At 56.1% G+C, this 15,429-nt stretch carries 5 protein-coding genes; 1 reads left to right on the forward strand and 4 read right to left on the reverse strand.

Annotation, left to right across the window (positions count from 1 at the left end; genetic code table 11):
- Positions 1–49: 49 nt before the first annotated feature.
- The 4 genes from pgm to CFBP1590_RS14470 all read right to left on the reverse strand — a co-directional run bounded on the left by pgm (position 50) and on the right by CFBP1590_RS14470 (position 7,237).
- Positions 50–1,696, reverse strand: coding sequence for a phosphoglucomutase (alpha-D-glucose-1,6-bisphosphate-dependent) (gene pgm, locus CFBP1590_RS14455; RefSeq protein WP_088235329.1), 1,647 nt, complete (start codon positions 1,694–1,696; stop codon positions 50–52).
- A gap of 107 nt (positions 1,697–1,803) precedes the next feature.
- Entirely contained in the window at positions 1,804–4,074 is a 2,271-nt protein-coding gene (locus CFBP1590_RS14460; RefSeq protein ID WP_088235330.1) for an ATP-dependent DNA helicase, read from the reverse strand.
- Between the two features lie 150 nt (positions 4,075–4,224).
- The gene (locus CFBP1590_RS14465) at positions 4,225–5,640 is read right to left on the reverse strand and encodes an aminotransferase class I/II-fold pyridoxal phosphate-dependent enzyme (protein WP_088235331.1); all 1,416 of its coding nucleotides are present in this window, start codon (positions 5,638–5,640) and stop codon (positions 4,225–4,227) included.
- A gap of 94 nt (positions 5,641–5,734) precedes the next feature.
- Positions 5,735–7,237, reverse strand: coding sequence for a hypothetical protein (locus tag CFBP1590_RS14470; protein ID WP_088235332.1), 1,503 nt, complete (start codon positions 7,235–7,237; stop codon positions 5,735–5,737).
- A gap of 764 nt (positions 7,238–8,001) precedes the next feature.
- On the opposite strand from CFBP1590_RS14470, the gene CFBP1590_RS14475 reads away from it, so the two are divergent.
- Complete coding sequence (locus CFBP1590_RS14475) at positions 8,002–15,399, forward strand: Tc toxin subunit A-related protein (RefSeq protein WP_088235333.1); 7,398 nt, start codon at positions 8,002–8,004, stop codon at positions 15,397–15,399.
- The last annotated feature ends 30 nt before the right edge of the window (positions 15,400–15,429 follow it).

Consider the following 15,429-nt stretch of genomic DNA (forward strand, 5'->3'; position numbering starts at 1 on the left):
GGCCCGCCTGCGCGAACGCAGGCGGGCCGTTAATTTGACCTCTCAGCGATTACTTCGCAGAAATCGCGCTGTCCACCAGCACCTGGGCCTCTTCGACCAGACGCTTCAGGTGATCCTCGCCCACGAAGCTCTCGGCGTAGATCTTGTAGATGTCTTCAGTGCCCGATGGGCGCGCCGCGAACCAGCCGTTTTCAGTCATGACTTTCACGCCGCCAAACGCCTGATCATTGCCCGGCGCGTTGCTCAGCACGTTCTGGATCGACTCGCCCGCCAGTTCAGTGGAGGTGACCTGCTCCGGCGACAGCTTGCTCAGCAACGCCTTCTGCTGCGGATTGGCCTTGGCATCGACACGGGTCGAATACGGTTTGCCCAACTGCTCGGTCATGGTCTGGTAGTGCTCGCTCGGATCACGGCCGGTACGTGCAGTGATCTCTGCCGCCAGCAACGCCGGAATCAGACCGTCCTTGTCGGTGGTCCAGACCGTGCCGTCACGACGCAGGAACGAAGCGCCCGCGCTTTCCTCGCCACCAAAGCCCAGCGAACCTTCGAACAGACCGTCAGCGAAATACTTGAAGCCTACCGGCACTTCGTACAGACGACGACCCAGACGCGCAGCAACACGATCGATCATACCGCTGCTGACGACTGTCTTGCCGACGGCTGCGTCAGCGCGCCACTCGGGACGATTCTGAAACAGATAGTCAATGGACACCGCCAGGTAGCTGTTAGGCGTCATCAGGCCGCCGGTCGGCGTCACGATGCCGTGGCGGTCGTGGTCGGGGTCGCAGGCAAAGGCGACCTGATAGCGATCCTTGAGGCCGATCAGGCTCTGCATGGCATGGCTGGACGAAGGGTCCATACGGATCTGACCATCCCAGTCGACGCTCATGAAGCGGAAGGTAGGGTCGACGAACTTGTTCACCACGTCAAGGTTCAGGCCGTAATGCTCGCCAATCGCCGTCCAGTAGTTGACCCCGGCGCCGCCCAGCGGATCGACGCCAAGGCGCAGTCCGGCATCGCGAATGGCATCCATGTCGATGACATTCTTCAGGTCTGCCACGTACGTATTGACGTAGTCATGACGATGAGTGGTGTCAGCACGCAGGGCCTTTTCGTGGCTCATGCGCGACACGCCCACGATCTTCTCGGCCAGCAATTCGTTGGCCTTGTTCTCGATCCACTTGGTAACGTCGCTGTCGGCCGGGCCGCCGTTGGGCGGGTTGTACTTGAAGCCGCCGCTCTGGGGCGGGTTGTGCGACGGGGTGATGACGATGCCGTCCGCAAGACCTGAGGTACGGCCACGGTTGTAGCAGATGATCGCGTGGGAAACCGCAGGCGTCGGCGTGTACTCGTCGCCCTGGGAAATCATCACCTGCACGCCATTGGCCGCCAGCACTTCAAGCGCTGTGGCAGCAGCCGGAGTGGACAGTGCGTGGGTATCGGCGCCCAGGAACAGGGGGCCGTCGATGCCCTTGTCCTGACGGTACAGGCAGATGGCCTGGCTGATGGCCAGAACGTGCCATTCGTTGAAGCTCAGTTCGAACGAGGTGCCACGATGCCCGGAGGTGCCGAACGAAACACGCTGGGTGGCGACCGAAGCATCGGGCTGGCCGGTGTAGTAAGCCGTGACCAGTCTCGGGATATCGACCAGTAACTGCGCAGGTGCCAGCTTGCCGGCGAAAGGACTGAGACTCATACAACCTCCGTGGATAAAAAAGAAAATTCGTACAGAAGAAATCGAACGAACCGCGAGCGATGCGGCAGTTTACTGGCAGTTCGACAGCGACGCTTGAATATCGATCCTTAAGTCTTTGAGCCGACTGGACGCCACCAGGCAGGAAACAGCTGCGTCACCTTGTGCTCGGCAAAACGGTCATCGATCAGCATCACCACGCCACGATCACTCTGGCTGCGAATGACTCGGCCGGCCGCCTGTATGACTTTCTGCACGCCGGGGTACAGGTAGGTGTAATCGTAGCCAGCACCAAACAAGGCCGCCATGCGCTGCTTGAACTGTTCATTGACGGGGTTGAGCTGTGGCAGCCCGAGCGTGGCGATGAACGCACCGATCAGGCGTGCACCGGGCAAATCGATGCCTTCGCCGAAAGCGCCGCCCAGCACCGCAAAACCGATGCCCTGACTGCTGAGGGTGAAGCGCTCGAGAAAGGCATGTCGTTCGCCCTCGCCCATGCCCCGCGCCTGCTGCCACAGCGTGATGTGCGGATGCGTGCGCGCCATCAGTTCCGCAACCTGTTGCAGATAATCGAAACTGCTGAAGAACGCCAGGTAATTGCCCGGCCGTGCCTGGAACTGCTCCGCCATCAGTTCGACGATGGGCGCCAGTGACGCCTGCCGATGGGTGTAGCGCGTAGAGATGCGACTGATGATGTGCACCTCCAGTTGATCGTGATGAAACGGCGACTCCACATCAATCCACACCGTGCTGGCGGGCAGTCCCAACAGATCGCGATAATAATGGCTCGGGTTGAGTGTGGCGGAAAACAGCACCGTACTGCGCGCGGCCGTCAGACGCGGCTGGATGAAGCGCGCGGGCACCACATTGCGCAGACTCAGGCGCGACAGGCTGCCTTTGCTGCCGACGTCCCGCTTGGCAATGTCGAACAGGAAGTGCTCATCGAACAGTTCCGCAATGCGCACAAAACCGATCGCTTCCAGATAGAAGCCTTGCAACGCAACGTCAACCGCCTGTGGGTGTTCGTTGAAATGATCACCGATGGTTGAAATGCAGAGGTTGAGGCTGTTGAGAAACTTATCCGGCAGCTGGGCATAGGCCTGGTAGACGCCCGTCTGTTCCTTGTGCAGCGCTGTCCACTGTCGGCTCACGCGCTGCAAGGCTTTCTTCACTGGCTCAGGCGCCGTGTGGATCAACGTCTTGACCGTACTTTGGTCGAGGCTGGCGCTGTACATCTGCCGCGCGCGCTCGACCATGTTGTGGGCTTCGTCGACCAGCGTCGCGACGCGCCACTGATTCAACTGGCCGAGACCGAACAGCAGCGCGCTTAGGTCAAAATAATAGTTGTAGTCGCCGACGACGACGTCGGCCCAGCGCGCCAGTTCCTGACTCAGGTAATACGGACAGACCTGATGCTGCAACGCGACATCGCGCACACCGGCCTGATCCAGCCAGGGCGATTGCACGGCCGCCGAACGTGCCGCAGGCAAACGATCATAAAATCCCTTGGCCAGCGGGCATGAATCGCCATTGCAAGCTTTGTCCGGGTACTCGCAGGCCTTGTCCCGCGCCACCAGCTCCAGTACTCGCAATCCGAGCGTCGGTGCGCTTTTGCCGATCACCTGCAAGGCATCCAGCGCGAGTCTTCGGCCCGGTGTCTTGGCAGTCAGAAAGAAGATCTTGTCGAGCGCCTGGACCGGCATCGCCTTGAGCAACGGGAACAGCGTACCGACAGTCTTGCCGATGCCGGTCGGGGCCTGCGCCATCAGACAACGCCCGGTGCTCACGGCCTTGTAGACCGACTCCGCCAGGGTTCGCTGACCGGTACGAAACGCGGGATGAGGAAAGGCCAGTGTGCCCAGTGACTGATGCAGCGCCTGAGTGTGGGCCAGCTCCTGACGCGCCCAGCTCAGAAACAGCGCGCACTGCTGTTCGAAAAAGCCTCGCAGCGCCTCGGCACTGAACTGTTCTCGAATCAGGGCTTCCTGCTCGCTGACGATGTTGAAATAGACCAGCGCGAGCGTAACGTCCTGAAGATCGAGCTGCTGACAGAGCAGCCAGCCGTAGACTTTCACCTGAGCCCAGTGCAACTGCCGGTGATTGGCCGGCATGGCGTCCAGCTCGCCGCGATAGGTTTTCACTTCTTCCAGCTGATTGCGGCCCGGATCGTAGCCGTCCGCCCTGCCCCTGACAGTCAGTTCTTCGTAGTCACCCGTCAAGCTCAGTTCGGCCTGATAGTCAGCACCCCGCCGGGAAGCGACCGTGCGATGACCAGCGATACCTTCCTGTGCGGTGGGTGATGGCGTGAAGCGCAGGTCGAGGTCGCCCACCTTGGCGGTGAACTCGCACAACGCACGCACTGCCACCGTATACCGTTGCATCGGCAGACGGTCGAGGACGGGCACGGATTCAGCGGGGGCGGGAGCGGTCGAAGTCACTGCGAGGAGAAGCCATTAATGATGAGTACTGGACAGGCGTCCAGTTAACAGCCTCGCAACAGCGCTGGCAAACACAAATGGATCGACGGGCGATCACTTGGCCACTTGATTGCCACTCACCTGCTCGAACGCCTCGGCCAGTGCGATGAATAGAGGCTCGGAGCCATCACTTTCGTTAACCGCATAGCCGATACGCAGATGCTGCCGATGCAGCCCTTCCAGGCTGAACAACTCGCCGGGACTGATGACAATGCGTTGCTCCAGCAGGCACACGAAGACCTTCCGCATGTCCGCTGTGTGGAGACTTTCAGCCCAGATTCCGCTGCCACCTGCCGGGATTTCGTATCGCAGCGCATGTGCCAGATGGCGGTCGAGCCGCTCGGTCGTATTCCGCATTCGCCCGGCCAGTGAGCTTCGCAACGAATCCAGGTACCGGTCCAGACGTCCATTCGTGTAAAGCCTGGCGATGGCCTTCTGGCGAATCGGCGGCAGCTCGAACGAACGCTGCAGAAAATAGCGTTGCCAGTCCCGCTCAAGCGTCTGACTCAAGAGATAGCCATACGGCGCCTCCGGCCCCAGCGTTTTGGCGAAGGATCCCAGAATCAGCAGGTGCTGTGGGTCGATCAGATCACGCAGACGGGTGGCCTGACGTGCAAACAACAGCTCGCTGTGGCTGTCATTTTCCAGCACCCGGATCTTGTGGCGGTTCAGTAACAAGGCTGCAGCCCGGGTGTTGTCATCAGAACGAATGCTGCCCCGGACCGGATTGAGCACCGATGACAGCAGTGCCAGACCGATTCGTTCACCCAGCAACACCTGTTCAAGCTTGGCCAGATCAATACCTGCGTGCTCGTCCAGCGGCATTTCGATGACACGGGTGTCGAACGCCTGCAGCATCCGCAACAACGTCCACGGACAAGGAGACTCCACCAGAACCGTAGCGCCACGCAGTTCGAGGGTTTCAATCACGGCCTTGAGCATGCCCGGCAGGTCCGACCCTACATAGACATTATCGGCGTACCAGACCTGTCCGGCATCTCGGGTATAGCGGGCTGCCAGCGCTGCGCGCAGCTCAAGGTCACCAAAAGGCTGATACCCCAGGCCATCGGGACGCGGATACAGCCGCGCCAGCTCCCGCTCCATGATTAATAGCGGACAGACCGATTCCTTGACTGCGCTCGGCTCGTCACTGCCCAGCAGGTGCAAACCCGGACGGCGAGCGCTTCGGCAGTACAGGTCCAGAAGCGAACCGTCACTGTCGCTTTCTGCGTGACTCTCGGCGCTGTCGACAGGGACCGAGTAATAACCCGACTTGGGCACCGAGCAGACGCGCCGCTCTTTTTCCAGCATCGAATAGGCACTTTGTACCGTCGAGATGGACACCTTGAGACGCTTTGCCAATTGACGCAGTGAGGGCAGTTTGACGGGGGATGTAGCCTGCGACTCGTTGACCATACGCGACAGATAGCGGTAGACCGCCTGATAGGCGAAATCCGTTTTGTTTTTCATCGAAGAATTACCTGGCGCTCAGCCAATAAGAGATTCCAGGCAGCCGCGACCCGACCGATGCCGACATCGACACGGCCAAGGTCGCAACGCAGGCTTAACGCCCGGAAAGGATCTGCACCACGGACTCACCGGTTGCCGGATCAATCGTCAGGATCCGACGCTTGTCAGGGTCAGCGGCACGGATTCGGGCGATGATCGAGTCATCCTCGTTGAAATCCACCCGTTGCCGGGTGTACAGGCTGCGCAGTCCCTCGATCGTGAGACCGCTGATGTCCATCAACCAATGAAGCACCTGATCAGGCGCTGTAGCACCCGATAACACCTTGTGCAGGTCCGGCAGCGCAATCAGCATTCCGGGATGGCAGCGCCGCAGAAAAGCTTCCAGTCCGCGCCCTTCGTTCACAAAGGGAGAGAACAACAGGCAGATCAGTTGCGTTTCGTTAAGGCCATAGCCTTCCTGAGCGAAACTGGCGGCAAGATCACGACGCGCCTCGATGCGCTCATGGCCCTCGTAGGCACTCAAGGCCTGCTCGACGAGCCGGGCAGGCATCTGCTTGGCACGCATCAGGGGTCCTGCCAACGTCAGGTATTCGGCGATTCCGTCGGCATAGCTGCGGTCCTGCAGAAACTGCGTGGTGAGCCCTCGCATGTGCGCCATCAATAATGGGTTGGCGCAATCGGACTCGCTGAAACTGAACGACAGGTCGTCGAACCTAAAGCCCAGAAACTCTGTGAGCAGCGTCCAGTGCTCGTCAGCATTGCAACTGACCAGGTCGGCAATACCGATCAGCGCTGGCGCGCTCGGCCTGAATGCAGAACCGGAAGGTCGAGCGACCCGGTTCAACCCTTCTTCGTCGCCATACAACTCCTGGTAAAACGCCTCGCCGACATGCTCCAGCGTTCTGAGCACCGTGTTGGCGCTCTGATTTTTCCAGCGACCGGCACCCTGCCCCGTGCCCTGCGCCAGACGCATGATCCAGGTGATGTACTGCTTCTGCTCCTTTCTCGAATCGCCACTGACCAGCGCATCGACGCCTTTACCCCAGCACGATGCCCGCCCCAGAAACTCGGCCAGCCCCAGGTAGCAACTGTTGCAGAACGTAGTGCGCGCATCGCCCGCCGAGAGGTGACCGGCCAATAACATGTCGGAACGGCTCTGCTCGCGACCTGCGCTGGAAAACGGCAGATCCGGCTCGAAGGGCTGGACGTACTGATTATCGAAAACCAGCATTTCGACCCGTGGATCATCGTAGAGAAACAGCGCGCCATAGCTTCTGTCGATATTGTCCATGACCGCCGGGGTCATGCCAGCGTGACGCCGATTGGCTACACGCAGATTGAACGTCCCCGGCGCGCGGCAGGCAATGCTCAGTTGGGCCGCCCGAACAAACGCCAGCGTGTAGGCACTGTCCTTGCCCCCGCCGAACGCGACCAGCACCTTGAAGGTGGAAATTCGTTCTATGCCGCCAGCTGCGACAATCAACCGCTGAATCAACAGTTGCAACGCCGTACGCTCGGCCCGCGAGAAATAACCCAACAAGCGTTGCAGCACTTGCTGATATACATAATTCATTGCCTGTTCGTGAATCGCACTCATCGTGTTCCCCCTGCCTGTTTATCAAGGCAAGGCACCACGCGCACGCGGTATTCAACATCAGGCTGACCAACACATCTGGAATCGACCATGACTCATTCCCTGAGTAATAATTACCCAACTATTATCAGTATCCTTGAAACAATTACAAGGCACAGATATGTGCGGAAAAGAGTGCAGTTTCTTCTTTTCACGGAGCATTAAACATTCCGTTTATCAACAACAACTTTTACTGCCTGACCGATTGACTTTTTAAATACCTCAGCAACCGAGCCCGAAGACCGGAAAATACGGAAAGGACCGAACCCTAAGCGCGCTTGGGCCTACCCTCACATGAACACCTGCGTAGGAAAAAACAATTAATCAATGGCGTCACCGACAGAAGGATTAAACACGGTTATTCGCAAAATAAACATGACAGCCTCTTCAGAGCTGCTTTTACCGTACTTCCATGCTGATTGGGGTCAAACTACACGCCACCAAGGGATAACGCCTGTTAGTACGGTTTTTCATAAGGCTTCCGATACCAATACAAAAGGAAGCAGCTCACGCGCCATGCGTAGCGTCAACATGAGTTGATAGCAAAATAATCTAAGCGAGGAATACCGGTGGGGCAGCCTGTTTGCAAATAGCCCGTTGAATACACAGCATTTCTGGCAGTTCACGCCTGATCGTTCGAAATATCGCGGTCTCAGGTTACGCTCTAGACTTACAAGGTGCTGCGGCAAGCCCGGGCACTTCTAAAAACTCACAAGGAACGTGAACCCATGGCCCTGCCTAAAAATCCCGCGACTCCCGAAGCCCACCCCGACTACGCGAGTCTGTTTCCGCAGAACATCACGCTTACCACTTCGTCCAACGCCCTGAACGCCAATGACGGACCACTGGCCTACTTGAGCGACCTTTATCAACACGCGTTGGCGATGGAGGTAATGGGTGATGACAAGGCAATACCGCTTCGCGTCAGACGGCCAGACCTGCAGCAGCTCGAGCTGGACAATAAGAGCACCCATACCCCCATGCGGGCGCTGACACGGGTGAACGAGATACTGGAACAGCATGCGAAGAACTACGCCGGCAGCCTTCCGCTGCCAGAAGCCATTGCAAAAGCTAATGCACATTCGGCGTTACCGTTTCACCGTCCATTCGAACAGATCAAGGCAGTGCTGGAAGAAAAAGGCGTCCACTCGCTGGATCTTCTGCAAAAGACCTCCTACTACTACCCGAACTTCTGCTACCAGAATTTTCGCAGTACCAGCCTGCGCAGCGCCATGCTGTCAGCCAGTGGGATTGACCCTGAAACCACCACCCTGCTGCTGGATCAGCAAGCGACTTCGAAGCCTGACTTTTTCAGTATCACCTACGGGACAAACGGCGATTTCACAGCTGCGCTGAAAGCTCTGGAAGACGTCACGTATATGTGTCAACGGACTGGACTGAGTGAGCTACAACTTTGCGAGGCGCTTGCAGTGAAGCCTGTCGGTGCTGCTGCCGAAACAGGTTCCGAGACCACCGTGACACGTTCAAGGCTCGTCCAGGGCAGTGACGGTACGCCTGCTGCGAGCCATCTGTTCGGCGCATCGTTCATCAACAACGCAACGGAACCGGCCATCGCGCTCAAGAAAACTCCAGACCACCTCTCTACACAACTTGTCCACATCAACGCCGACCGACTGTACCGGATGTACAAAATCATCCGTTTGCAACACGAGCTGAAACTTCCTTACGCAGAGGTCGATCTGCTGATCATGTCAGCGCTGCGTGCCGAGGGCCAGGCCAGCGACTTTCACTTCACCCGCAACACCTTGCGTGTCATCGGTGTATTCCGCTACCTGCATGCCAGCTTCAACGTGACAACCGAGGAATTTGCAGCGCTGCTTGGAGACTTGCCTGTCTACACAACCGGCGAGCCCCTTCCATTCCTCGACCGCGTGATGAGTGGCAACGTATCGGATAGCGGGAGCGAAGCCCGGGCGAGGCTGGTTCTCGACAACGGAGAGTTCGATCCAGACAGTGAAGCTGGCGGCCTCACGTTGGCACAAATAGGCCAGGCGCTCAGTATCGATGAACAGACCGGCAGGACACTTGTTTCGTTGATCGGCCGGTTAGCAGGCAAAACCGGGAAAACACTGAAGCTTTTCTCGGCGCTTTACCGCTTTGTCCATCTGCCAAGAGTCCTGAGACTTTCAGATGCAGAGGGTCAGGCGCTTACCGAAATAATGCTGACAACCGACCAGAGTCTTATGAAACAACTGGCAGAAACCCCGGTTCTTTCAGAGACAGGTGAAGAGCCAGACATACTCGATGTGATCATGGCGATGGTCAACGTCACGCAATGGTCCAGACAACACAAGGTGAGTCTGCAGCGTCTGGCCATGCTGATCCGGCCAACTCCCGATACCACCGACCGTCCCGCGCCGGTGCCTGCGGACTGGTCGAATCTGATCACTGAAACCAATGATCGTCTGGAAAGGCTATTACTGACCGAGCAGGCGCTTATTGATGCAGCGAGTGCTCGGCAGGTAACGCTTCTGGATAAGTCCGGCACCTGGACACAGGCTCTTGGGGCGCTGGTCAGCCCGGAGGGATGGATCATTACCGTCATTTCTGAAAAGGGTCAGACGCGAGAATCGGCCATCAACGCAAGGGTCTCGCAGTGTCTTGCCGGAAAGCTAGCCCACGAGGGCACACTGGACGCAGATACTTTCCTGACATTGGGTAAAACGCTGACCGGGCTGATAAACGGTGCGCTGGTCGCTCAGGAGGATGTCTGCAAAGTTATCGCCAGGACGTTGAGCGGGATTACTGTCCACTCAGCAGGTTTTGCCTTGAGCGAACAACATATCCTGCTGCTGCTTCGCTGGCTGCATAGCGACACGGCGACCTTGCTCAGTGAAATGAAACAAAGCGTTCAAGGGACCTTTGGCAAGAAGGCATTCATGTTGTGGTCGGAGCTGAGACGGCATGCGGCATTAATCTGTGCTTTTGAGGTGAGCCCTGCAGCGCTGGAGCTTTATCTTGAATCTCCGGAATGCATGGACGTCGGTAACGGATCTGCCTCGCTGGAACTGTGTTACCAATTCAGTTGCTATCGCGCTTGGGTGAACCGGGCTCAAGGGCTGGGCTACCAGGAATCGGATGTGCTCGCCTGCTTGAACACGCTCAACGGCGCGGAAGGATTGACCGCCAGCGAAACTGCGGACCGCCTGGCCAGGCTCATTGGGTGGGGAGTGGAAGAAACATCAGCGGCAATCGATACACTCTATGACCTTCCGGAAGAGCTGATTACATCAGCCAGTGGCCCGGTATTTCCAGCACCACCCGACATGTCCAATAAGACCTTTACGGATTTCATAGCCAACCTTGGCAAGGAAGCAAAAACAAGCTACGAAACCAAGCCGGAGATCTGGTACGTCATATGGCTTTATTATTACATCACTGACATTACCAAACATCCGGCAGCCGAACAAAGAGCATTAATGCAAGAGTTCCACGCATTCATAAAAGACAATCCGGGTCCGTTGATTGTTACCCGTGATCAATTCGATGAGGTTGCGGGACAACTCAAAGCTCAAGCACGACAACGTGGCGCCAACCCGGTCATCAGCTTTACCGACGGCCAGCGCATAGGCAACCCTCTGATAGGCGTAAGTTTTATCAAGACGGAAAGCAGCTCCCCAGACACCGACACAGACGTCATTAAAGATACACAACTGCATCCTTCTCAAGGAATCGTTTCAGTCAGCGACATCGACCAGGTCATGAGACTGCAATCACTTTGCCTGAAAACCAACGTATCGTGTCAATCGCTCATTAAACTAAGCAATCTGACGCAACAGTCCGCGTTCTCCACTTTCCACTCGGTGGCCACTCAGCTGCTGAGCAGTTGTACTGAAATACAGCAGAAAAATATCGAAGCCCGGCTGGACGAGCACTGGCGGGATGCGTTGGCAAGCTATCTGCTGGTCAAGTTGCCGTCCAGATCCGATTCCAGATTTTCATCACGTTCGGACGTGGACGATCTGTCAGATTACTTATTGACCGATACGCAAGTGTCCAACGAAGTCATCACAACTCGTGTTGCACATGCCACCGCAAGCCTGCAGCACTATTTGAATCGTTTTTTTGCTCACCTTGAAAACGGCTATCAGGCGGCGGCACCCGGCGTGATCAAAAATGCCCATGATGCCTGGCGTCGTTATCGCAGCCAGTATGACCACTGGCGAATTTGGCAGCAGCAGAACAACCACCCGGAAAACCTGATCCATCCCGGTTTACGCCCCGGCAAGAGCAAGGCCTTCATAGAGCTGGAAAATGAGCTGAATCAGGGGAAGCTGACCGATGACATGGTGCAGCTCGCCGTCGCCAACTATATCGGCAAGTTCGAACACGTCAGCAACCTGCAAGTGGTCAGCGGCTACCTGGACGGCATAGACCCGGCACAGGACACCTATCACTTTATTGGCAGGACCAATGTCGAGCCGCTCGAATACTACTGGCGCTCTCTGCACATCAGCCAGCGTGACGAAAAGGGACAGCTGAGTCCGCTGGCATGGAGCGAATGGGAAAGGATAGGCCTGCCTATCAGCGGTCAGATTGTCCAGATAACGACCGAGGACGGGCAAAAACTGGACGTCATCCGCCCGATCATCATCGCAGGCAGACCCTATGTGATCTGGGTCGAACGCGCCAAGACCTATATTCCCGGCAACGATGGACAGGACCAGAAGCCAACCCGATTCAAAAAGATAACGGTGTATTACTGCTACAAACAGGCTGACGGATTATGGAGCCCGGCCAACGAGTTGATGTGTCTGGATGGGACGCAGCCTGAGAATCAGGAAACCGCGACCGCCACAGCAACCAATTCGACAACCACGACACAGCCCGCGACACAGCCCGCGACACAGCCCGACAAGGACATACCCGAAACCAATAACTTCTTGAAGGATGAAAGTTATAAGCCTGGATTGATTGCTGTTGTCGACAAGAGCAGTGGGCGAGAGAAAGACCCATGGTTCATAATCATACTTTATGACACGAGCACGAAACAAAAGATCGGCATCGAAAATAAAGACTACTTCGTACGGGTTCGCGACTTATTATTGATTGACGACAAACTTATTAAAAAAGAAAACCATACCACGACTGAAAGTAAGACAGATTTTTTTCAAGAACTCCATAGCAAATACAACCAGACTCGCAAAATACAACACATCTACTCAGGTGAAACCTTAATAATTGGCCCCATAATAGTCGACCATGAAACAAATCCAAACATACTGGATAAAATTAAAGGTTTTTATGACAACACAACAAATAATACAACATCAGAAAGGCCCGACTACCTTTCACACCTCCCCTATCGATTCCAACTATCGATCATAGATCCCATCTCCAAAAAGGCTCATATCAAGGCCACTTACACAAAGCAAGAAACAACTGAACACAAAACAAACGGAAAAGAACCAATAACGAAAATCCTCTTTAGCTCAAGGTCCCTTAAATTATTAATGAAGAGACCGAGTGAAGAAAATTTTTTCGCGCTCCACACCGGCTGGAAGAAACTTGACGGAACAGCCATGCTTGAAGCTGACTTTAATTGTGAATCACCTGGAACTTATCGCTTCGCACTTGCCGATTCGCTTGAAGATACTTATTACATATACCGGACAACAATTTACAGCGCCACTACCGTCTCTGCGCCGAACTGCAAAATAACCCGGAATTCGGACCAGGCTCTTTACCTTGATCTTACAGGCACAAAAGAATTACCTTTCAATACGATCCGTCTCAACACCCTGTTCGGAAAAAAACTGGTCAGTCGTGTCACCCAATCAGTAGACCGGGTACTTGACTGGGAAACCCAGACGCTGAACGAGCCCGCCATAGACGCAGGTGCAACAACCCAAGTCGACTTTCACGGCGCCAACGGTCGCTATCTACGCGAGCTATTTTTGCACCTGCCCTTCCTCGTGGCGTGCCGCCTGAGTGAAGAAAAACAGTTTCAGCACGCCTTGCGCTGGTGCACAGACCACCTGTTCGATCCGTACCGCACAGAACCTGGCGAGCACGGCGAACCGGCCCTCTGGAGCACTCGGCCGCTCGCCGAGCCGGATTCTGGCACCGGGCAACTGGCTGGCAATGTGGAGCCTGCAGTACGTGCTTTCACCTCGTCACGCCATTATCGTCGTGCCGTCTTTCTGTTTCTGGTGGAGCACTGGCAGCGCGAGGGCGACCACCATTACAGGCTGCTCAGCCGAGATAGCCTGACCCAGGCATGGCTCTGCTACCAGCAGGCCCTCAAGCTGATCGGTGCACTACCGACAAGCAATGGGAGCGAAACCTGGACAACGCGGCAACTGGCGCAAACCAGAAGCACAGATTTCCTTCGCCCCCTCAATCCCAGGCTTGTTGAACTGCGCAAAACCCTTGAGCAACGTGTATTCAATCTGCGTCATGCACTGACAATCGATGGCAAGATAATGCCCTTCATGCCCTTTTATGCCAGTGACGAAGCATTTCAATACGCGTCGGGGGCGCCCGGTGGTCTGCGCACCACCTTTGGCAATGGCACGGGCCCCGTTCCGGCGCATCGCTTCAAGGCCCTGCTGCCCTCCGTGCAGCAGGCAGTCGCCCGACTGATCGACATGGGGCGTCAGTTGCTGCACCTGATTGAAACCGAAGCGGATGTCATGCTCGATGTGCAGCTGCAGGAGCAGCAGATACGGCTGGCGGACTTTACGGTCAAACTGCAAACGGAGGCCCTGAACGCTGCACTTGCAGTCAGAAAAACATTGCTCGTGAGTAAAAAATCAGCGGAGCTTCGAAGGACTTTCTTCAGTTCACAACTCCTTGAAAGTCGGACCGCACTGGAAATCAGCTCGCAGAGGTTCAAGGCATTGGCAGCGGTTTATGAAACGGCCATGTCTGCACCAGAGGTCGTCAAAGGGGCATTGGATTCGCTGCCGACTATATTTGGTCTCGCCAATGGCGGATTCAAACCGTCAGCTGCTGTGGGGGCAGGTATAGCAGCCGCGCACGCTGCTACCCGCGCCGTAGGTTTCACATCGGAAATGCTTGCCACAGAAGCTGAATACGAACGCAGATCGCGCCTATGGGATTTGCAGGTCGGCATAGCAGAACATGAGCTTGAGACCATTGCAGCCGAGGTCGCCGAGCAGGACATACTGATTCGGGCAGCACAGATTTGCGTTGAGGAATCGAAAGCACAGCGCACCGCCCTTCAGGAGACGTATGTTTCGTTGACCACAGGCTTTGCCACCGTTGCCACTTACAATTGGATGGTGGCGCGCACATCCACGCTGTACGCGCCAGCCTACGATGCGGTGCTCTCTCTGTGTCTGGCTCTGGAAAATGCATGGCGATTTGAAACGGGCGACTACGACAGACCTCGGTTCATTCGCACCAGCGCCTGGAACGACAATTATCGAGGCATGCTCGCCGGCGAATCGCTGCAACTCGACGTTCAGGAAATGGAAGCAGCCTATCTGCAAAGCCACGAGCGGCGCATGAGCATCAACAAGACCATTTCGATCAAAGACCTGTTAGGTAATAGTGACGATCAATGGCTACAGACATTGAAATCACTGAGTTCGACACCGCTCTCCTTTTCGCTGCAATCCAAGGACTTCGACAGCAACTATCCCGGACATTACCTGAGGCAGATCACGCATGTGTCCGTGTCGTTCAAACTGAAATCCGATAACCCGAACAGCCTGCAGAACCTGAGTGCCGTCCTGACTCAAACAGGCAGTACTACACTGATCAAGCCAGATATTGAAGCGGCAAAACTGCTTTATGGCGCACGTAAGGCCCATCCTCACATCAAAACCAATTTGCGGGCCTTGCAGCAAATAGCGTTGTCTTCAACACTGTCAGACGACGGTCGAGGTGTAGGCAAGGAAGGCTGGCTGTGCCAACTGCTGTTCGGCGATGGTCGGTATCTGCCGTTCGAAGGCACAGGGGCTATCTCGAACTGGACGCTGGCGTTCCCGGATGAAAGCGTTGTCAAACAGTTTTATGGCGAAGATTCGGAGAAAAAAGAGAGAGCGCTACTGGAAGACATTCAACTGCATCTGGTCTACACAGCGGCCGATGGAGGCAGCGAGTTTGCCGCTTCGATAAAGCTATTGATGAAGTAGCAAACAAAGAAACAGCCTGAAGTCGTTCTG

Source organism: Pseudomonas viridiflava, assembly GCF_900184295.1.
Lineage (GTDB): Bacteria > Pseudomonadota > Gammaproteobacteria > Pseudomonadales > Pseudomonadaceae > Aquipseudomonas > Aquipseudomonas viridiflava.